This is a genomic window from Pseudomonas sp. HMSC065H01 (genome assembly GCF_001815235.1).
GTDB lineage: Bacteria > Pseudomonadota > Gammaproteobacteria > Pseudomonadales > Pseudomonadaceae > Pseudomonas > Pseudomonas aeruginosa.
Map to the genome: position 1 here is coordinate 1 of NZ_KV819932.1, position 19,126 is coordinate 19,126.

A 19,126-nucleotide genomic window follows, 5' to 3' on the forward strand; every position below is an offset into this window, starting at 1 on the left:
GATAAGCGGCGGATAACCGCGAGCGGTTATTCACCCTACGGATCAGGGCTTCAGTATGTGGAGGTCTGGCATGCACGAGGTCATCCCCCTCCTGAAGCGCCCCTCAGCTCAATCGAATCCTTCCGCTCGCCACCAGCACCGCATGCCCGGCGATACTCACCCGCTCGCCCTCCAACCGGCACCACAGCTCGCCGCCGCGCGCCGAGCACTGCTGGGCGGTCAGCGACAGTTTGTTCAAGCGCTGGGCCCAGTAGGGAATCAGGCTGCAATGCGCGGAGCCGGTGACCGGGTCTTCGTCGACGCCCATCGCCGGGGCGAAGAAGCGCGAGACGAAATCCTTCTGCAGGCCCCGCGCGGTGACGATCACTCCACGCCAGGGCAGCCGCGCCAGGGCCGCGAAGTCGGGGCGACAGGCGCGCACCGCCTCTTCGGACTCGAGCAGCACCAGCAGCTTGTCGGTGGAGCCCAGCACGTCCACCGGCGGCAGGCCCAGGGCCTGCTCCAGCTCGACGGTGCTACCGACCTCGCTCGGATACTGCGCGGGGAAATCCAGGACCAGCCGCTCGTCCTCGCGGTTGACCCGCAGCGCACCGGAGCGCGAGATGAATTCCAGGCGCTCGCCCGGCTCGTCGTAGACCTCGAACAGTACGTGGGCCGCAGCCAGTGTGGCGTGGCCGCAGAGCGCCACCTCGACGCTCGGGGTGAACCAGCGGATCCGCCAGGCCTCTCCTTCGCGAACGACGAAGGCAGTCTCGGAGAGGTTGTGCTCGGTCGCGATCATCTGCATCAGCTCGTCCGCCAGCCAGGCGTCGAGGCGATAGACCACGGCGGGATTGCCACTGAACGGGCGGGAAGAAAACGCGTCGACCTGGTGGAACTCGAGCTGCATGGCAGACCTCCTGGGAACGATCGCCACAGCATGCCGCCGCAGGCTCCGGGATGGGCGATACAGTGCGATCTTTTCCGATCGTAACAGTGGGACTTCGCCCTGCCTTCGACCCATTGCCCGAGCGGGCGTTTGCGGCGACCTGCCGGCGTTGTGAAGCCGCCGGCAAAAACGCCGCCTTTTTCCGCGAAACGCCGCTCAGGCCTCGCTGCGCACCCGTCGCACCGCGTTCTGCCAGCCGGCGTAGAGTTCGCCGCGGCGCTCCTCGGCCATGTGTGCGGCGAAGCGGCGCTGCAGGTGCCAGTGGCTGGCGATGTCGTCCAGGTCACGATAGAAGCCGGCCTTCAGCCCGGCCATGTAGGCCACGCCGAGGGCGGTGGTCTCGGTGACTTCCGGGCGCTCCACGGTGACGCCAAGGATGTCGGTGAGGAATTGCATCACCCAGTTGTTCACCACCATCCCGCCGTCCACCCGCAGCGCGCTGGGCGGCGTGCCGTCCTGGCGCATCGCTTCGAGCAGGTCGCGGGTCTGGTAGCAGACCGATTGCAGACCGGCGGTGACGATCTCCTTGATTCCGGTGTCGCGGGTCAGGCCGAAGATCGCGCCGCGCGCCTTCGGGTCCCAGTAGGGCGCGCCGAGGCCGGTGAAGGCCGGCACCAGGTAGACGCCGTTGGAGTCGCCGGCCTGGATCGCCAGGGCTTCGCTCTCGTGGGCGTGGTCGATCAGCTTGATGCCGTCGCGCAGCCATTGCACCGCGGCGCCGGCGACGAAGATGCTGCCCTCCACCGCGTAGCTGACCTTGCCGTCCAGACGGTAGCCGACCGTGGTGAGCAGGCGGTTCTTCGAGGTCACCGGCTGCTCGCCGGTGTTCTGGATCATGAAGCAGCCGGTGCCGTAGGTGCTCTTCACCATGCCCGGCTGGAAGCAGGCCTGGCCGATCAGCGCGGCCTGCTGGTCGCCGGCCATGCCCAGCACCGGGATCGCCGCGCCAAGCAGCGACGGCTCGCTGACGCCGAACTCCGCCGCGCAGTCGAGTACCTCCGGCAGCAGGCTGCGCGGGATCTCGAACAGCGCCAGCAATTCCTCGTCCCAGTCCTGGCTGTGGATGTTGAACAGCAGGGTGCGCGAAGCGTTGGTCGCGTCGGTGCGATGGGAGCGGCCGCCGGTCAGGCGCCAGAGCAGGAAGCAGTCGACGGTGCCGAAGCGCAGCTCGCCGCGTTCGGCGCGCTGGCGGGCGCCGGGCACGTTGTCGAGGATCCAGCGCAGCTTGGTGGCGGAGAAATACGGATCGATCAGCAGCCCGGTGCGCGCGCTGACGTTCGCCTCGTGGCCGGCGGCCTTGAGTTCGGCACAGTAGTCGGCGGTACGACGATCCTGCCAGACGATGGCCGGGTGGATCAGGTCGCCGCTGGCGGCGTCCCAGACCAGCGTGGTCTCGCGCTGGTTGGTGATGCCGATGGCGGCGATGTCGGCCGCGCGCAAGCCCTTGCGGGCGAGCGCGTCGCGACAGACCTGGAGGGTGGTCAGCCAGATTTCCTCGCCGTCGTGCTCCACCCAGCCGTCCTTCGGGAAGTACTGCTTGAATTCCTGCTGGCAGCTCGCCACCGGCAAGCCCTGGGCACTGAACACGATGGCGCGGGAGCTGGTGGTGCCCTGGTCGATGGCGAGGAGATAGTGGGACATGGAAAACCTGACAGATTGAAAAGTAAGACGAATGCCGACCGCTAGGCCGGCGGGATTAGCGGCTCATTCACGGCCGATGGCGGCGAACGAACCCTGGGTCAGCTGGGCCAGCACCTCGGCCGCCAGCTCCACTTCCAGCCCGCGCCGTCCTGCGCTGACATGGATGCTCGGGTACTGCCGCGCGCTTTCATCGATGAAGGTACGCAGGCGCTTCTTCTGCCCCAGCGGGCTGATCCCGCCCACCAGGTAGCCGGTAGCCCGCTGCGCCGCCTGCGGATCGGCCATGTCGGCCTTCTTCGCCCCCGCCGCATGGGCCAGGGCCTTCAGGTCGAGACTGCCGATCACCGGCACCACCGCCACCAGCAACTCGCCCTTCTCCGTGGCGGCGAGCAGCGTCTTGAACACCCGCTGCGGGTCCAGGCCGAGCTTTTCCGCGGCCTCCAGGCCATAGGAAGGTGCCTTGGGGTCGTGGCTGTAGCTGAGCACCTTGTGCGCGGCGCGGGCCTTTTTCAGCAGGTCGATGGCAGGGGTCATGGTCACTCCCGGAGAAGAACGTTGGCTGAAAACCGGCGCCTACCTTAAGCCATCGCCGCCCCTGCTGCACGGGCGCCGATGCCGCGGCCCGCGTGCCTCGGTAGCGATATTCGATTGGCCGCGAAAACGAAACCGGAGGGTCGTTTTTCGGACAAACGTTCATCTTCGCGCTTTGACAGCATTCCTTTGTGAATATATTTTTTCGAAACTGAACAATTTTCACGGCTGCCCGCCATAATTACAAGAACAGACAAGAGAGGCCCCATGACCACCGCCGCCCCGACCCCGTCCCTGTTCGGCCAATGCCTGGCCGAGTTCCTCGGCACCGCCCTCCTCATCTTCTTCGGCACCGGTTGCGTCGCGGCCCTGAAGGTCGCCGGCGCCAGCTTCGGCCTGTGGGAAATCAGCATCATCTGGGGGGTCGGCGTGAGCATGGCGATCTACCTCAGCGCCGGCGTCTCCGGCGCCCACCTGAACCCGGCGGTGAGCATCGCGCTGTGGCTGTTCGCCGGCTTCGAGGGGCGCAAGCTGCCGTTCTACATCACCGCCCAGGTGGCCGGTGCGTTCTGCGCCGCAGCGCTGGTCTACACCCTCTACAGCAGCCTGTTCATCGAGTTCGAACAGGCGCAGAACATCGTCCGCGGCAGCCAGGACAGCCTGGCCCTGGCCTCGGTGTTCTCCACCTATCCGCACCCGGCGCTGTCGGTCGGCCAGGCGTTCCTCGTCGAAGTGGTGATCACGGCCATCCTCATGGCGGTGATCATGGCCCTTACCGACGACGGCAACGGCCTGCCGCGCGGTCCGTTGGCGCCGCTGCTGATCGGCCTGCTGATCGCCGTGATCGGTAGCGCCATGGGCCCGCTGACCGGTTTCGCGATGAACCCGGCGCGCGACTTCGGCCCCAAGCTGATGACCTACCTGGCCGGCTGGGGGCCCATCGCCTTCACCGGCGGCCGCGAGATTCCCTATTTCCTGGTGCCGATCTTCGCCCCGATCCTCGGTGCCTGCCTCGGCGCCGGCGGCTATCGTGTACTGATCGCGCGCCATCTGCCGAGCGCCGCAGCGCCCGCCGAAGCCGAGCCGGAGAAGGTTCGCGCTTCCTGACCGCCCGTTCTTTCCTGCCATAGCCACAAGGCCACAGCCATGACCGACAAGCACAACAAGAAATACGTCGTCGCCCTGGACCAGGGCACCACCAGCTCCCGCGCCATCGTCTTCGACCGCGATGCCAACGTGGTCAGCCAGGCCCAGCGCGAGTTCGCCCAGTTCTATCCGCAGGCCGGCTGGGTCGAGCACGACCCGATGGAAATCTGGGCCACGCAGAGTTCGACCCTGGTCGAGGCCCTCGCCCAGGCCAGCATCGAGCACGACCAGGTGGCCGCCATCGGTATCACCAACCAGCGCGAGACCACGGTGGTCTGGGACCGTCACAGCGGTCGGCCGATCCACAACGCCATCGTCTGGCAGTGCCGGCGCAGCGCGGCGATCTGCGCGCAGCTCAAGCGCGACGGGCTGGAAGACTACATCCGCGAAACCACCGGTCTGGTCACCGACCCGTACTTTTCCGGGACCAAGCTGAAGTGGATCCTCGACAACGTCGAAGGCGCCCGCGAACGCGCGCGCAACGGCGACCTGTTGTTCGGCACCATCGACACCTGGCTGATCTGGAAGCTCACCGAAGGCAAGGTCCACGTCACCGACTACACCAATGCCTCGCGGACCATGCTGTTCAACATCCACAGCCTCGACTGGGACGCACGGATGCTCGAGGTGCTCGACATTCCCCGCTCGATGCTGCCCGAGGTGCGCAACTCTTCGGAGGTCTACGGCAACGCCCGGATCGGCGGGGTCGGCGGCGGCGAGCTGCCGATCGCCGGGATCGCCGGCGACCAGCAGGCCGCCCTGTTCGGCCAGATGTGCGTGGAACCGGGCCAGGCGAAGAACACCTACGGCACCGGCTGCTTCCTGCTGATGCACACCGGCGACAAGGCGGTGAAGTCCACCCATGGCCTGCTCACCACCATCGCCTGCGGCCCGCGCGGCGAGGTCGGCTACGCCCTGGAGGGCGCGGTGTTCAACGGCGGCTCCACGGTGCAGTGGTTGCGCGACGAACTGAAGGTGATCAACGACTCCTTCGATTCCGAATACTTCGCCACCAAGGTCAAGGACAGCAACGGCGTCTACCTGGTACCGGCCTTCACCGGACTCGGCGCGCCCTATTGGGACCCCTATGCGCGCGGCGCAGTGTTCGGCCTGACCCGTGGAGTCAAGGCCGACCACCTGATCCGCGCCACCCTGGAGTCCATCGCCTACCAGACCCGCGACGTGCTCGACGCCATGCAGCGCGATGCCGGCGAACGCCTGCGCGCTCTGCGCGTCGACGGCGGGGCGGTGGCCAACAACTTCCTCATGCAGTTCCAGGCCGACATCCTCGGCACCCGCGTGGAACGTCCGGTGATGCGCGAGACCACCGCCCTCGGCGCCGCCTACCTGGCCGGCCTGGCCTGCGGCTTCTGGAGCAGCCTCGACGAGCTGAAGAGCAAGGCGGTGATCGAGCGGGTGTTCGAGCCGGAGTGCGACGAGCCCCGGCGCGAAAAGCTCTATGCCGGCTGGAAGAAAGCAGTGGAGCGCACTCGCGGCTGGGACGACGGCGAACTGTGACGAACTGGCGCCATTCGTCCGCCGCGATGCGGCGAATGGCGTGTTCCCCGGCGCCGCTCTGGCATGCCCTGGGTAACGTTTGCGCGCGGCGGCCGGGTGCCGCCGCGGCGCCCTCTACGACTCATGCACGGCTGACAACGGCCCCCCGCGTGCGGCATTCTTGGCGACTTTCCAGGGTCCCGGCCCGGCAGCACGAGAACAACCCATGAACCTGCCCCCCCGACAGCAAAGCATCATCGAGGAGGTCCGCGAGCGCGGTTACCTGAGCATCGAGGAGATGGCGCAGATGTTCGCGGTCACCCCGCAGACCATCCGCCGCGACATCAACCAGCTCGCCGAACAGGGACTGCTGCGCCGCTACCACGGCGGTGCGGCCTACGATTCGAGCATCGAGAACACCGCCTACACCATGCGCGCCGACCAGATGCGCGACGAGAAGCAGCGCATCGCCGAAGCCGTGGCCAGCCTGGTGCCGGACAACGCCTCGCTGTTCATCAACATCGGCACCACCACCGAGGCCATCGCCCGCGCCCTGCTCAACCACCGCAATCTGAAGATCATCACCAACAACCTGCACGTGGCCGCCACCCTCAGCGCCAAGGAAGACTTCGAAGTGCTGGTCGCCGGCGGCACCGTACGCAGCGACGGCGGGATCGTCGGCCAGGCCGCGGTGGACTTCATCCAGCAGTTCCGCGTCGACTTCGCCCTGGTCGGCATCAGCGGCATCGACGAGGATGGCAGCCTGCTCGACTTCGACTACCAGGAAGTGCGCGTATCCCAGGCGATCATCGACAACGCGCGGCAAGTGTTCCTGGCCGCCGACTCGAGCAAGTTCGGGCGCAACGCGGTGGTCCGCCTGGGCCCGATCTCGCTGGTCAACCGGGTCATCAGCGACAGCCCGCCGCCCGCCGCCATCGCCCGCCTGATGGCACAGCACAAGGTTCACCTGGACCTGGTCTGAGGCATTTCTCCTGCCACGGCGCCGTTCGGCGCCGTGAATGTTCGTTTCAGAAAAACCACCTGCCGCCCCCTCTCCATGCGCCACGACCCTCGGCGGCCGCTTTCCCGCATGCGGAAGAGGGGCGGTTCCCGCGCGGACGGGCAAACCGGTAGCGCCCGGACAACCCTTCGAAATTGAAAAAGCCTGGTGAATCGGGCTGGTCAATAACTGCGCAATCGACTAAGCTATTTTCGAATTCGAACAAAACTACGTTCACTTTCGACTTCAGGGCCTTTCACATGAGTCAAGCGCACACCCCCTCCGCTCCACTCGCCGAAGTCTACGATGTCGCCGTGGTCGGCGGTGGCATCAACGGTGTAGGGATCGCCGCCGACGCAGCCGGGCGCGGCCTGTCCGTGTTCCTTTGCGAACAGCATGACCTGGCCCAGCACACCTCCTCGGCCAGCAGCAAGCTGATCCACGGCGGCCTGCGCTACCTCGAACACTACGAATTCCGCCTGGTCCGCGAAGCCCTGGCCGAGCGCGAGGTCCTGCTGGCCAAGGCGCCGCACATCGTCAAGCCGCTGCGCTTCGTCCTGCCGCACCGTCCGCACCTGCGCCCGGCCTGGATGATCCGTGCCGGCCTGTTCCTCTACGATCACCTCGGCAAGCGCGAGAAGCTGCCCGCCTCGCGCGGCCTGCGCTTCACCGGCAGCAGCCCGCTGAAGGCCGAGATCCGCCGTGGCTTCGAGTACTCCGACTGCGCGGTGGACGATGCGCGCCTGGTGGTGCTCAACGCGATCTCCGCTCGCGAGCACGGCGCCCACGTCCATACCCGCACCCGCTGCGTCAGCGCCCGTCGCAGCAAGGGACTCTGGCACCTGCACCTGGAGCGCAGCGACGGCAGCCTGTATTCGATCCGCGCCCGCGCCCTGGTGAACGCCGCCGGCCCCTGGGTAGCGCGCTTCATCCAGGACGACCTGAAACAGAAGTCGCCCTACGGTATCCGCCTGATCCAGGGCAGCCACATCATCGTGCCGAAGCTGTACGAAGGCGAGCACGCCTACATCCTGCAGAACGAAGACCGCCGCATCGTCTTCGCCATCCCCTATCTGGACCGTTTCACCATGATCGGCACCACCGATCGCGAGTACCAGGGCGACCCGGCCAAGGTGGCGATCAGCGAAGAGGAAACCGCCTACCTGCTGCAAGTGGTGAACGCCCATTTCAAGCAGCAACTCGCGGCCGCCGACATCCTGCACAGCTTCGCCGGCGTGCGTCCGCTGTGCGACGACGAGTCCGACGAGCCTTCGGCGATCACCCGCGACTACACCCTGTCGCTCTCCGCCGGCAACGGCGAGCCGCCGCTGCTCTCGGTGTTCGGCGGCAAGCTGACCACCTACCGCAAGCTGGCCGAATCGGCGCTGACGCAGCTCCAGCCGTTCTTCGCCAATCTCGGCCCGGCCTGGACCGCCAAGGCACCGCTGCCGGGCGGCGAGCAGATGCAGAGCGTCGAGGCGCTCACCGAGCAACTGGCCAACCGCTACGCCTGGCTCGACCGCGAACTGGCGCTGCGCTGGGCGCGCACCTACGGCACCCGGGTGTGGCGCCTGCTGGACGGGGTCAATGGCGAAGCCGATCTCGGCGAGCACCTGGGCGGCGGCCTGTATGCCCGCGAAGTGGACTACCTGTGCAAGCACGAGTGGGCCCAGGACGCCGAGGACATCCTCTGGCGCCGCAGCAAGCTCGGCCTGTTCCTCTCGCCGAGCCAGCAGGTGCGCCTCGGCCAGTACCTGCAGAGCGAGCATCCGCATCGCCCGCGGGTGCATGCGGCCTGATCGCCAGCCAGAAACGTCGAGGCCCGCTTTTGCGGGCCTCGTTCGTTATGGAAGGGTACGGGACGATCCGGGCATAATGCGCGACGCCACCAAGCCGGTGGCGCCGCCGCAGTCGAGAATCCCGTGGACCTGATGTTCAAGGCGCTGATCGGCGCCGCCGTGGTCGTGCTCCTCGCCGTCCTGTCGAAGACCCGCAACTACTACATCGCCGGCCTGGTGCCGCTGTTTCCCACCTTCGCCCTGATTGCCCACTACATCGTCGGCAAGGGCCGTTCGCTGGACGACCTGAAGACCACCATCGTCTTCGGCATGTGGTCGATCATCCCCTACTTCGTCTATCTCGCCGCGCTCTACCTGCTGGTCGAGCGCTTCCGCCTGGAGACCTCGCTGGCCCTGGCGGCGCTGGCCTGGCTGGTGGCGGCAAGCGTGCTGGTGGGCCTCTGGGTACGCCTGCACGCCTGAGACCGCGAGCGCGGCTTCAGAGCTGGACGACGCTGGCCTGCCGATGGGCCTTCAGGTAAGGCACCACCGCCGCCAGCAACGGCTCCTTGAAGGCTTCCTGAAAGCGATGGGCGAGACCGGGGATCAGCTTCAGCTCCGAGCCACGGATATGCGCCGCCACGTGCACGCCGTGCATCACCGGCAGCAGCGGATCGGCGGTGCCATGGATCACCAGGGTCGGCACCTGCAGACGGTTCAGCAGCGGCACCCGGCTGGGTTCGGCGAGGATCGCCAGCAATTGCCGCTGCACGCCTTCCGGGTTGAACGCGCGGTCGTAGGAACGTGCGGCCTGCAACAGAAGTTGCTGGCGATCATCGCGCACTTCCGGGCTGCCCAGCGCCGCCAGCAGGTCGGCCTGCTGCTCGACCGCCTGCTCGCGGCTGGCCGCCTCGCGCCGCGCCAGCAGGCGCAGCAGCGACTCGCTGGGCGCCGGCAGGCCTTCGGCGCCGGAGCTGGTCATCACCAGGGTCAGGCTGAGCAGGCGCTGCGGCGCCATGTCGGCGATGTGCTGGGCGATCATCCCGCCCATGCTGGCGCCGAGCACATGGGCCTGGGGGATATCCAGCGCGTCGAGCAGATGCAGGGCATCGCCGGCCATGTCGGTGAGGGTATAGGGCGCGCTGACCGGCAGGCCGAGGCGATAACGCACCACTTCGTAGGTCAGCCGCGAACTGGGCACCGGCACGTTCCAGGCCGACAGGCCGACGTCGCGGTTGTCGTAGCGGATCACCCGGAAGCCTTGCTCGCACAGGGCGCTGACCACCTCGTCCGGCCAGTGGATCAGTTGCCCGCCCAGGCCCATCACCAGCAGCAGGGCCGGATCGCTGTCGCGGCCGATGCTCTGGTAGGCCAGGCGCACGTCGCCCAGTTCGACCGTCTCGGTAGGTACGCGTGCGTCGCAACGCGCCGCCGCAAAGGAGGAGAGGCTGCACAACAAGGCGGCCAGGAAGATGAAAGCACGCATGAAGAAAACCCAGAACGCAAAACCCCAGTGGAGCGCGATTCTGATTAAATTTCGTCCAGCGCGCTGCCACAGTAGCGTGACAGTTTGATGAATGCCGCCAGGCGGTCGTGGCGTTGTGGCTCTGCGGCGTTGCGCCGCTGCTCCGTGCCGCCGTCCCGTGTGCCGGGCTCTTCTCCCCGTCGCTCCACGATCGCACGCTCTGCGGGATCGAGGCCATCGCTTGTCGACAGCCCCTGGCGTATGAGACAAACTCAACGAATCCGCACCGCTATCAAGTTTTGCTCATACAGAGGCCGCCATGCTCGAACTTCGCCACCTCAAGACCCTGCACGCGCTGCGCGAAGCCGACAGCCTGGTGGAAGCCGCCGAGCGCCTGCACCTTACCCAGTCGGCGCTGTCGCACCAGTTCAAGGAACTGGAAGAGCGCCTGGGCATGCAGTTGTTCGTGCGCAAGACCAAGCCGGTACGCTTCACCAGCGCCGGGCTGCGCCTGCTGCAACTGGCCGACTCGCTGCTGCCCCAGCTGCGCACCGCCGAACGCGACCTGGCGCGGCTCGCCGGCGGTACCGCCGGACGCCTGCACATGGCCATCGAATGCCACAGTTGCTTCCAGTGGCTGATGCCGACCATCGACCAGTTCCGCGACGCCTGGCCGGAAGTCGAACTGGACCTGGCCTCGGGCTTCTCCTTCGCGCCGCTGCCGGCCCTGGCCCGCGGCGACCTCGACCTGGTGGTGACCGCCGACCCGATCGAGTTGCCCGGCATCACCTACGTGCCACTGTTCACCTACGAAGCGCTGCTGGCGGTGGCCAACCAGCATGCCTTGGCTGGTCGACCGTATGTCGTCCCGGAGGACCTGGAGCGGGAAACCCTGATCACCTATCCGGTGGAACGCGATCGTCTCGACGTCTTCACCCGCTTCCTCGACCCCGCCGACGTGGAGCCGGCGCAGGTGCGCATAGCCGAGCTGACCGTGATGATGATGCAGCTGGTGGCCTCCGGTCGCGGCGTCTGCTGCCTGCCGAACTGGGCCCTGCACGAGTACAGCTCGCGCGGCTACGTGACGGCCCGGCGCCTCGGTGAAAAGGGCCTGTACTGCACGCTCTTCGCCGCCATCCGCACGGACATGTTCGATGCGCCATTCATGCGCGACTTCCTGCTCACCGCCAAGGACACCTCCTTCGCCACCCTCGAAGGGGTCAGCGCCGCCAAGGGCTGAGCGGCTCAGAACAGCGGCAGCTCATAGGTCAGGTACAAGCGGTTCTCGTCGATGTCGCGGCTGAAGGCCGAACGGTAGGTAGCGTTGCGCCAGACCAGCCCCAGTCCCTTCAGCGCACCGCCCTGCAACACGTAGCGCAGGTCGCTGTCGCGTTCCCACTCGCGACTGCCGTCGGCGCCCTTCGGTTTCGCGCCGTGGCCGCTGAAATAGCGCGTCATCAGGCTCAGGCCGGGCACCCCGAGCGGCGCGAAGTCGCAGTCGTAGCGCAGTTGCCAGGAGGACTCGCCAGCCTCGGCGAAGTCGTTGTACTGGCCGAAATTGACCAGGTACGGATCGGTCCCCTCCAGGTAGGGGAAACCGTGGTCGCCGCTCATCCGCTGGTAGCCCAGGCCGAAGGCCTGGCCGTTGCGCAGGCGGTAGGTGAGCGACCCGCTGAAGGAACGGTTGTCGATGCGCCCGCCGCGAGCGCCGCCGGTATCCCGGCTGAGCGCCAGGCGCAAGTCGCTCTCCAGGCTATCCGCAGCGACGCCGATGCGCCCCTTGAGACCGAGGAAATGCTGGGCGTAGACCTGCTCCAGTTCGCCATAGTGGTAGCTGCCGGTCCAGTCCGGGGCGATACGGTAGTCCAGGCCGGCCAGGTCGAAACGGTCCGCCTGCGCCGCGCCGGCGAAACGCCGGTTGCGGTTGAACAGCGCCAGGTCGCTGGTGCCCGCCTCGTTGCGCTGGCTGACCTCGGTCAGCCGTCCCAGGTTCAGGCTCAGTCCGCTCAGTTCGCCGGAAGTCAGCAGCGCGCCCTGGAACACCTGGGGGAATAGCCGCCCGTAGTTGGGCTGGATGGTCGGTAGCTTCGGCACCAGGCCGCCGACCTTCAGTTCGCTGCGCGACAGGCGCAGCTTGGCGGTGGCGTCCAGCCGCGCGTAGTCGCCCGCCGCGCTGCCATCGTCGCGAAGCGGAAGCAGGCCGGTGCCGCTACGCCCCGCGCCGGAATCGAGTCGGACGCCGAGCTTGCCCAGCAGGTCGAGACCCACGCCGAGGGTACCCTCGGTATAGCCCGAGCGGTAGTCGAAGAGAAAGCCCTGGGCCCACTCCTCGCTTTTCGCACGTCCCGCGCCATCGCGGAAGTCGCGGTTCATGTAGAAGTTGCGCAAGGCCAGGCTGGCCCGCGAGTCTTCGAGGAAGCCCTCGGCCAAGGCGGGAACGCTATCGCCGGCAAGGATCGGCAGCAGGAAAAACGCGCATTTCTTGTTGTTGTTCATACGCACTCCGAACGGGCGCCTGGGCGCCTCTTTTTCTAGGGGGAACGGTGTCTCATCGGCAGCGCTCGATCACCATCGCCACGCCCTGGCCGAGCCCGACGCACAGGCTGACCACCGCGTAGCGCCGCTCGATGCGTTGCAGCCCGCGGGCGGCGGTGAGCACCAGGCGCGCACCGGAGGCGCCGAGCGGATGGCCGAGGGCAATGGCGCCGCCATGGGGATTGACCCGCGGGTCCTCGTAGTCCAGGCCGAGCAACTTCAGGCAGGCCAGGACCTGCGGCGCGAAGGCTTCGTTGATCTCGATCAGGCCGACCTCGTCCAGGTCGATGCCGGCGCGTTGCAGCGCGCGGAGGATCGCCTGCTGCGGGCCGATGCCCATCAACCGGGGCTCCACGCCGACGCTGGCGCTGGCGAGGATCCGCGCCAGCGGCCGGATGCCCTCGCGCTCGCCGATCGCGCGGTCGCCCAGCAGCACTACCGCCGCCCCGTCGTTGATCCCCGAGGCATTGCCGGCGGTCACTACCCCGCCGGCGAACAACGCCGGCAAGCGCGCCAGGGCCGCCAGGTCGGCCTGCGGCCGCGGATGCTCGTCGCGCTCCACCAGCCGCGTCTCGCCCTTGCGTCCGGCACGCACCTCCACCGGAAGGATCTCGCCGAGGAAAAAGCCCTCCTCCAGCGCAGCCTGGTAGCGCGCCTGGGAAGAAGCGGCGAAACGGTCGGCGTCTTCGCGGGCGATGCCGAAGGCGCGGGCCACGTTGTCGCCGGTCTCCGGCATGCTGTCGTTGCCATAGCGCTCGACCAGCCTGGGGTTGGCGAAGCGCGCGCCGATGGTGCTGTCGAAGACCTCCAGCGTGCGGCTGAAGGCGCTCTCCGCCTTGGCCATGACGAACGGCGCCCGGGACATGCTTTCGGCGCCGCCGGCCAGGTACAGCCGACCCTCGCCGCAACTGATCGCGCGCGCCGCGTCGATCACCGCCGACAGTCCGCTGGCACACAAGCGGTTGACCGTCTGCCCGGGCAGCCGCGCCGGCAGGCCGGCTGCGAGCAGCGCGTTGCGCGCCAGGTTGCGGCTGTCTTCGCCGGCCTGGTTGGTGCAACCGAGGATCACATCCTCCAGGTCGTCGACGGCGAACCCGGAGGTTTCCGCGAGACGCGCCAGCAGCAGGCCGGCCAGGTCGTCCGGACGCACCGTCGAGAGTGCACCGGCATGCCGGCCGAAAGGCGTACGCAGGCCGGCGTAGATATAGGCATCGAGCATGGTGTGTTTCTCCGCGAAGGGATCAGGAGGCCAACGGGCTGTCCGGCTGGCGCAGGGAAAGGCCCAGTTGGGCGCGCCGGCGCAGCCAGGGGCTGGGGCGATAGCGCGGGTCGCCGCTGAGCGCATGCAGGCGTTCGAGGATGCGCAGCACGCGCCCGGCACCCATTCGGTCGCCCCACTCCAGCGGCCCCAGCGGATAGCCGAGACCGAGGCGCACCGCCAGGTCGATGTGCTCCACCGAAGCGATACCCTGCTGGGCGATGTCGCAGGCGAGATTGACGATCGAGGCGAGGGTGCGCTGGACGATGAACCCGGCGCTGTCGCGAATCAGCGTGACGCCCACGCCGTCCCGTGCGAACAGGGTGCGAGCGGCCTGCTGCAGCTCCGCTCGGGTCGCCGGGCAGGCCATCAGGCAGCGGTGTCGCTCCAGGTCCGACAGCACGTCGATGGCCAGGCTGCGCGTCGGATCGACGGCGAACCGCCGCGCTGCGGCGCTGACGTCGGCGCCCAGTGGCGCAAGCAGGCACAACGCCGCCCCGGAAGGACGCTCGCCGCTCTCCACCTCGGCGCCCAGACGTTGTAGCAACGTCAGCAATGGCGCGCGGTCATGTTCGTCGTCGACGCCCAGCCACACCGGCGGCAACGCCGCGCCTGGCGCAACCGCCGGGGCGGCGACGGGCACCTGCCCAGCGCCGTCGTAGCGGTAGAAGCCCTGGCCGCTCTTGCGCCCCAGGCGGCCGGCGGCGAGCATCTGGCGCAGCAAGGGATGCGGACGATAACGCGGCTCCTCGTAGTACTGCCGGTAGATCGACTCCATCACCGGCAGGCTGACGTCCAACCCGACCAGGTCGAACAGCTCGAACGGGCCCATGCGGAAGCCGGCGCCCTCGCGCAGGACTTCGTCGATCGCCGCCACCGGCGCCACGCCCTCGCCGAGGATACGCAGCGCCTCGGTGCCGAAGGCCCGTCCGGCATGGTTGACGATGAAGCCGGGGCTGTCCGTGGCACGCACCGCCTGGTGGCCGAAGGTCGCCACCAGGGCGCACAGTCGCTCGGCGATGCCGGTGCGGGTGGCGAGACCCTCGATCACCTCCACCAGACGCATCAGCGGCACCGGATTGAAGAAGTGCAGACCGGCGACCCGGCCGGGATCGCGACAGGCCGAGGCGATCGCGGTAACCGACAGCGAGGAGGTATTGCTGGCGAGGATCGCTTCGTCGCCGACCACCTCTTCCAATTGGCGGAACAACGCCTGCTTGGCCTCCAGGTTCTCGACGATCGCCTCGATCACCAACTGGCAGCCGCCTAGGACCCGCAAGTCCTCGACCACCCGCAGATTGCCCATCGCGCGCTCGACAGCCTCCGCCTCCAGCCGGCCCCGCTCCACCTGCCGGGCAAGGACCGTGGCGATCTGCTCGCGCGCTTGCAGCGCCACCCCCTGGCGGCTGTCGTAGAGCAGCACCGACAGCCCGGCACAGGCAGCGAGCTGGGCGATGCCCTGGCCCATGGCACCGGTACCGACGATACCGATGAGAACGATCGATGGCTCGCTCATTTTCCCAGGTACTCCGCTGTGCGTTTTTCCAGGAAGGCACGCATGCCCTCCTTCTGGTCGTGGCTGTCGAACAGCAACTGGAAGGCCTTGCGCTCCAGCGCCAGGGCCTGGTCCAGCGGCAGGTCGGCGCCGGCCAGGACCACTTCCTTGATCTGCGCCAGCGCCAGCGGCGGCAGGCCGGCGATCTGGCGAGCCAGTTCGAGGGCGCGATCCAATGCCTGGCCATCCGCCGCCACCTCGCTGACCAACCCTATGGCCAGGGCCTCCGGCGCCCGTACCGTGCAACCGGTAAACAGCATGCGCAGCGCCTGGAACTTGCCCACCGCTCGCACCAGGCGCTGGGTGCCGCCGGCGCCGGGCATCACGCCGACACGAACTTCCGGCTGGGCGAAGCGCGCCGAGGCACCGGCGACGATCAGGTCGCAGTGCATCGCCAACTCGCAGCCTCCACCCAGGGCATGGCCCTCCACGGCGGCGATCAGCGGTTTGCGGCAGGCGGCGAGGGCCTGCCAGTGGCGCTCCACCCCGCGCTGCTGGATCTCCAGCGCGGACGCCTCCGCCAGTTCGTTGAGATCGGCGCCGGCGGCGAACGCCGTGCCATTTCCGGTGAGGACGATGACCCGGGTATCGGCGCACTCGTCGAGGCGCCGTACGTGCTCCGCCAGAGCCTCGCGCAGGCGCATGTTCAGGGCGTTGAGCACTGCCGGGCGGTTCAGTCGCAACAGGGCCACGCCCTGCTCCGGCCGCTCCAGCAGCACGAGTTCGGGGCGCACCGCCCCAGGGGAGGAATCCATGGCCATCTCCAATTGCCCGGGGATTGAGTTGCACGGCGCAGGCCGTGCCGTGAGGGGTTTCAGGCGCGGACGATGCCGCGCCGGACCAGCGCGTCGATCGCCTCGGCGCTCAATCCCAGTTCCGCCAGGACTTCCCGGGTGTCTCCGCCCAGCACCGGCGGCGCGGCGCGGTAGCTGGCCGGGGTGCGCGAAAGCTTCACCGGCGAGGCGATGCCGCGATAGCCCTCGAGTTCGACGACCATCCCGCGATGGCGGGTGTGCGGGTGCTCCACCACCCGATCCACCGTGGCGATGGCTCCGCAGGGCACGCCGAGACGGATCAGCCGCTCGGCCAGCTCGCGGCCGTCGTGGGCCGCCAGGTAGTCCTCCAGGGCGCGCTTCAGCGCCTCGCGGTTGACCGAGCGCTTGCCGTTGTCGGCGAAGCGCGGGTCCCCCGGCAGTTCATCCGCTCCCAGGTACTCGCACAGGCGGGCGAACTGGCGGTCGTTGCCGACGGCGAGGAAGATCGGCTCGGTACCGGTGCGGTAGCTGTCGTAGGGCGCGATGTTCGGGTGGGCGTTGCCGCTACGCCGGGGCGTACGTCCGGAAGCGAAGTAGTTCGGCAGGTGCGGGTGCAGCAGGGAGATACCGCAGTCGTACAGGGCGATGTCCACCGACTGCCCGCGCCCGCTGACCTGGCGCTCGTGGAGGGCGAGGAGGATGCCGGCCATGGCGTTCAGCCCGGTGACCATGTCGACGATCGGCAGGCCGATACGCAACGCCTCGCCGCCGGCCTCGCCGTTCACGCTCATCAGTCCGGCCATCGCCTGGATCGCCGCGTCGTAGCCGGGCAGGCCGCCGAGCGGGCCGTCGGCGCCGAAGCCCGATACCGCGCAGTGGACCAGCCGCGGGAAGCGCTGGCGAAGCACCTCCTCGTAGCCGATCCCCCAGCGCGCCAGGGTGCCGGGCTTGAAGTTCTCCAGCAGTACGTCGGCGTCCTCCAGCAAGCGCAGCAGCAGCTCGATGCCCTCCGCCGTCGCCAGGTCGACGGCGATGCCCTTCTTGTTGCGGTTCACGCCCTTGAAGTAGGACGCCGTGTCGCCCTCGAAGGGCGGCCCCCAGCCACGGGTCTCGTCGCCGCCGAGGGGTTCCAGCTTGATCACCTCGGCGCCGTGGTCGGCCAGCGCCTGGGAGCAGTAGGGTCCGCCGAGGACCCGGCTGAGATCGATGATTTTCAGGCCACGCAGGGCGCCCGTCTGATTGGTCATGGCGACTCTCTGGTTGTTGTGAGCGGGAATGCGGGCAGTCAGGCCGGCAGCAATTGCATGGCTTCGGCCTGGCTCAGCGGCACCTCGCCGACCACCCTGGCCAGCAGTTCGGCCTGGTCGGTCCAGCCCTCCAGGTGCAGCGGGTCGCGCGGCAGCAGCTTGTGCCGGGCGACCAGGAAGGCCAGGGCCAGGCGGCGCTGGTCGGGTGCCTGGCGGCTGGCTTCCCAGGCCATGAAGATCGCCGTGCACAGGTGGTAGAGGGCGCTGCCGGCCTGGCGCACCTGCTCGTCCTGGCGGCGCTCGGCGACGTCGGCCATGGTCGCGACCACTCGCACCAGCAGTTCGTCGAAGAGGTCGCGGGCGTCCCCTGGCAGATCGCTGTCATCCAGCAGCCGGCGCAGGTGGCGCTGCAAGGGTTCGAGCGCCTGTTCGCGGCTCACCGCACGGGCGACGTCCAGCGCCACGATGTTGCTGGTGCCCTCCCAGATCGATCCCAGGTGGGCGTCGCGCACCAGGCGCGGGTCGCTCCACTCCTCGATGTAGCCGACCCCGCCGCGCACCTCCATGGCGTCGCCGGTGACCCGTCGCGCATCGCGGCAGGCGCGGAACTTGATCAGCGGGGTGAGGATCCGCACGCATTTCTGCGCCTCGACCTCGCCGCCATCGGCGCGCGGCAGCAGCGTGGCGATCTGCATGAACATCGAGCGCGCCTGTTCGGTGGGCAGCATCATCTTCAGCAACTGCTTCTGCATCAGCGGCATGTCGATCAGGTGCTTGCCGAAGGCGCGCCGATGGCGGGCGACGAACAGCGCCTCGCTCAGCGCCCGGCGCATCAGCCCGGCGGCGCGCACGCCGTTGGACAGGCGCGACATGTTGACCATGTCGGCCATCTGCTGGAAGCCGCGGCCGATCTCGCCGATCAGGTAGGCGCTGGCGCCTTCCAGGCGGACTTCGCCGCTGGCCATGGAGCGGCTGCCCAGCTTGTCCTTCAGGCGGACGATGCGATAGGCGTTGCGCGTGCCGTCCTCGCGGACCTTCGGCAACAGGAACAGGGTCACGCCCTTCATTCCTTCCGGCGCGCCTTCGGGGCGGGCCAGGACCATCGCCAGGTCGGCGTCCGGGTTGGAGCAGAACCACTTGTCGCCGTAGAGCTTCCACTCGCCGCCCTCCTCCCGCGCCACGGTACGGGTCCGCGCCACGTCGGAGCCGGCGGCCTGCTCGGTCATGAACATGGCGCCCTGGAACAGCTCGTCGAAATCCCGCGAGGCGAGGGACGGCAGGTAGCGCTCGACCAGTTCTGGCGCGCCGAACCTGCGCAGGGTGCGGGTCAGCGAGTCGGTCATGCTGACCGGGCAGCAAAGGCCGAACTCGGCCTGTACGAACAGGTGGGTGAGCGCATACTTCACCAGCGGCGGCGGGCCGTCCGGGCGATGGCTCATGGAAGCCAGGCCAAGTTCGGCATAGGCCACCTGTTCGAGGGCGACGTAGTCCGGATGCTTGCGAATGCTCTGCAAATCCTCGCCGCGGCGCGTGCGCGGCGCCAGCACCGGCGGGTTCTTGTCCGCCGCCAGCGCCAGCACGTCCAGCTCGCCGCCGGCACGGGCGCCGAGCCGTTCGAGGAGCGGCCGCCATTCGGCGAGCAACGCCGGCGGCAGGTATACCTCCAGCAGCCGCTCCAGGGCCGGATCGCAGGTGTAGAGATTCAGCCCACGGCTGTCGGGGATGTTCAGCGTATCTTCGCGAAGTACTTCGGGCATGGCGGTCATGGCGCGGCTCCTGCTTGTCTTGCG

The 19,126-nt window shown here is 68.2% G+C and carries 16 protein-coding genes; 6 read left to right on the plus strand and 10 right to left on the minus strand.

Translation table 11 applies throughout. The features are described 5' to 3' along the window. Window positions 1–103: 103 nt before the first annotated feature. The 3 genes from HMPREF3014_RS27425 to ybaK form a co-directional block, all read right to left on the minus strand. A complete protein-coding gene (locus tag HMPREF3014_RS27425) occupies window positions 104–889 on the minus strand; it encodes a PhzF family phenazine biosynthesis protein (protein WP_003092159.1) in 786 nt (261 codons plus the stop codon). Between the two features lie 195 nt (window positions 890–1,084). Further along, a complete protein-coding gene (gene glpK / locus HMPREF3014_RS27430) occupies window positions 1,085–2,569 on the minus strand; it encodes a glycerol kinase GlpK (RefSeq protein ID WP_003092161.1) in 1,485 nt (494 codons plus the stop codon). A gap of 63 nt (window positions 2,570–2,632) precedes the next feature. Continuing rightward, window positions 2,633–3,103, minus strand: coding sequence for a Cys-tRNA(Pro) deacylase (gene ybaK, locus HMPREF3014_RS27435; protein ID WP_003098459.1), 471 nt, complete (start codon window positions 3,101–3,103; stop codon window positions 2,633–2,635). Window positions 3,104–3,367: 264 nt separating this feature from the next. Here ybaK and glpF point away from each other — a divergent pair, with 264 nt between their 5' ends. The 5 genes from glpF to HMPREF3014_RS27460 all read left to right on the plus strand — a co-directional run bounded on the left by glpF (window position 3,368) and on the right by HMPREF3014_RS27460 (window position 9,004). Next, complete coding sequence (glpF, locus tag HMPREF3014_RS27440; RefSeq protein WP_003092166.1) at window positions 3,368–4,207, plus strand: glycerol uptake facilitator protein GlpF; 840 nt, start codon at window positions 3,368–3,370, stop codon at window positions 4,205–4,207. Window positions 4,208–4,246: 39 nt separating this feature from the next. Continuing rightward, window positions 4,247–5,764: a glycerol kinase GlpK gene (gene glpK / locus HMPREF3014_RS27445; RefSeq protein ID WP_003092168.1), complete on the plus strand. Its 1,518-nt coding sequence runs from the start codon at window positions 4,247–4,249 to the stop codon at window positions 5,762–5,764. A 205-nt stretch (window positions 5,765–5,969) separates the two neighbouring features. Continuing rightward, window positions 5,970–6,725 carry a DeoR/GlpR family transcriptional regulator gene (locus HMPREF3014_RS27450; protein ID WP_003092173.1) on the plus strand — a complete coding sequence of 252 codons (756 nt, stop codon included), beginning with the start codon at window positions 5,970–5,972 and terminating at the stop codon, window positions 6,723–6,725. Window positions 6,726–7,003: 278 nt separating this feature from the next. Continuing rightward, window positions 7,004–8,542 (plus strand): glycerol-3-phosphate dehydrogenase, encoded by a 1,539-nt coding sequence (gene glpD, locus HMPREF3014_RS27455; RefSeq protein ID WP_003098460.1) that lies wholly within the window; start codon window positions 7,004–7,006, stop codon window positions 8,540–8,542. A gap of 132 nt (window positions 8,543–8,674) precedes the next feature. Continuing rightward, entirely contained in the window at window positions 8,675–9,004 is a 330-nt protein-coding gene (locus tag HMPREF3014_RS27460) for a GlpM family protein (protein WP_003119370.1), read from the plus strand. Window positions 9,005–9,020: 16 nt separating this feature from the next. Here the strand turns inward: HMPREF3014_RS27460 and HMPREF3014_RS27465 are convergent, their stop codons facing one another. Further along, a complete protein-coding gene (locus tag HMPREF3014_RS27465) occupies window positions 9,021–10,007 on the minus strand; it encodes an alpha/beta fold hydrolase (RefSeq protein WP_003098462.1) in 987 nt (328 codons plus the stop codon). 298 nt (window positions 10,008–10,305) lie between these two features. Here HMPREF3014_RS27465 and metR point away from each other — a divergent pair, with 298 nt between their 5' ends. After that, window positions 10,306–11,226, plus strand: coding sequence for a transcriptional regulator MetR (gene metR / locus HMPREF3014_RS27470; protein ID WP_003109716.1), 921 nt, complete (start codon window positions 10,306–10,308; stop codon window positions 11,224–11,226). A gap of 5 nt (window positions 11,227–11,231) precedes the next feature. On the opposite strand, the gene HMPREF3014_RS27475 is transcribed toward metR, so the two are convergent. From HMPREF3014_RS27475 to HMPREF3014_RS27500, 6 genes are read right to left on the minus strand one after another with little or no spacing between them, the layout of a single operon-like run. Next, complete coding sequence (locus tag HMPREF3014_RS27475) at window positions 11,232–12,482, minus strand: OprD family porin (protein WP_003143278.1); 1,251 nt, start codon at window positions 12,480–12,482, stop codon at window positions 11,232–11,234. Window positions 12,483–12,534: 52 nt separating this feature from the next. Beyond that, window positions 12,535–13,740 (minus strand): 3-oxoadipyl-CoA thiolase, encoded by a 1,206-nt coding sequence (locus HMPREF3014_RS27480; RefSeq protein WP_003109714.1) that lies wholly within the window; start codon window positions 13,738–13,740, stop codon window positions 12,535–12,537. Window positions 13,741–13,762: 22 nt separating this feature from the next. Beyond that, entirely contained in the window at window positions 13,763–15,295 is a 1,533-nt protein-coding gene (locus HMPREF3014_RS27485) for a 3-hydroxyacyl-CoA dehydrogenase (RefSeq protein WP_023087105.1), read from the minus strand. Then, window positions 15,292–16,089 (minus strand): enoyl-CoA hydratase, encoded by a 798-nt coding sequence (locus HMPREF3014_RS27490; RefSeq protein WP_023087104.1) that lies wholly within the window; start codon window positions 16,087–16,089, stop codon window positions 15,292–15,294. The genes HMPREF3014_RS27485 and HMPREF3014_RS27490 overlap by 4 nt, the downstream gene beginning before the upstream one ends. A 59-nt stretch (window positions 16,090–16,148) precedes the next feature. Then, window positions 16,149–17,336, minus strand: a complete 1,188-nt coding sequence (locus tag HMPREF3014_RS27495; RefSeq protein ID WP_012613737.1) for a CaiB/BaiF CoA transferase family protein — start codon at window positions 17,334–17,336, stop codon at window positions 16,149–16,151. 38 nt (window positions 17,337–17,374) lie between these two features. Next, complete coding sequence (locus HMPREF3014_RS27500; protein WP_004351351.1) at window positions 17,375–19,102, minus strand: acyl-CoA dehydrogenase family protein; 1,728 nt, start codon at window positions 19,100–19,102, stop codon at window positions 17,375–17,377. Window positions 19,103–19,126: the final 24 nt, after the last annotated feature.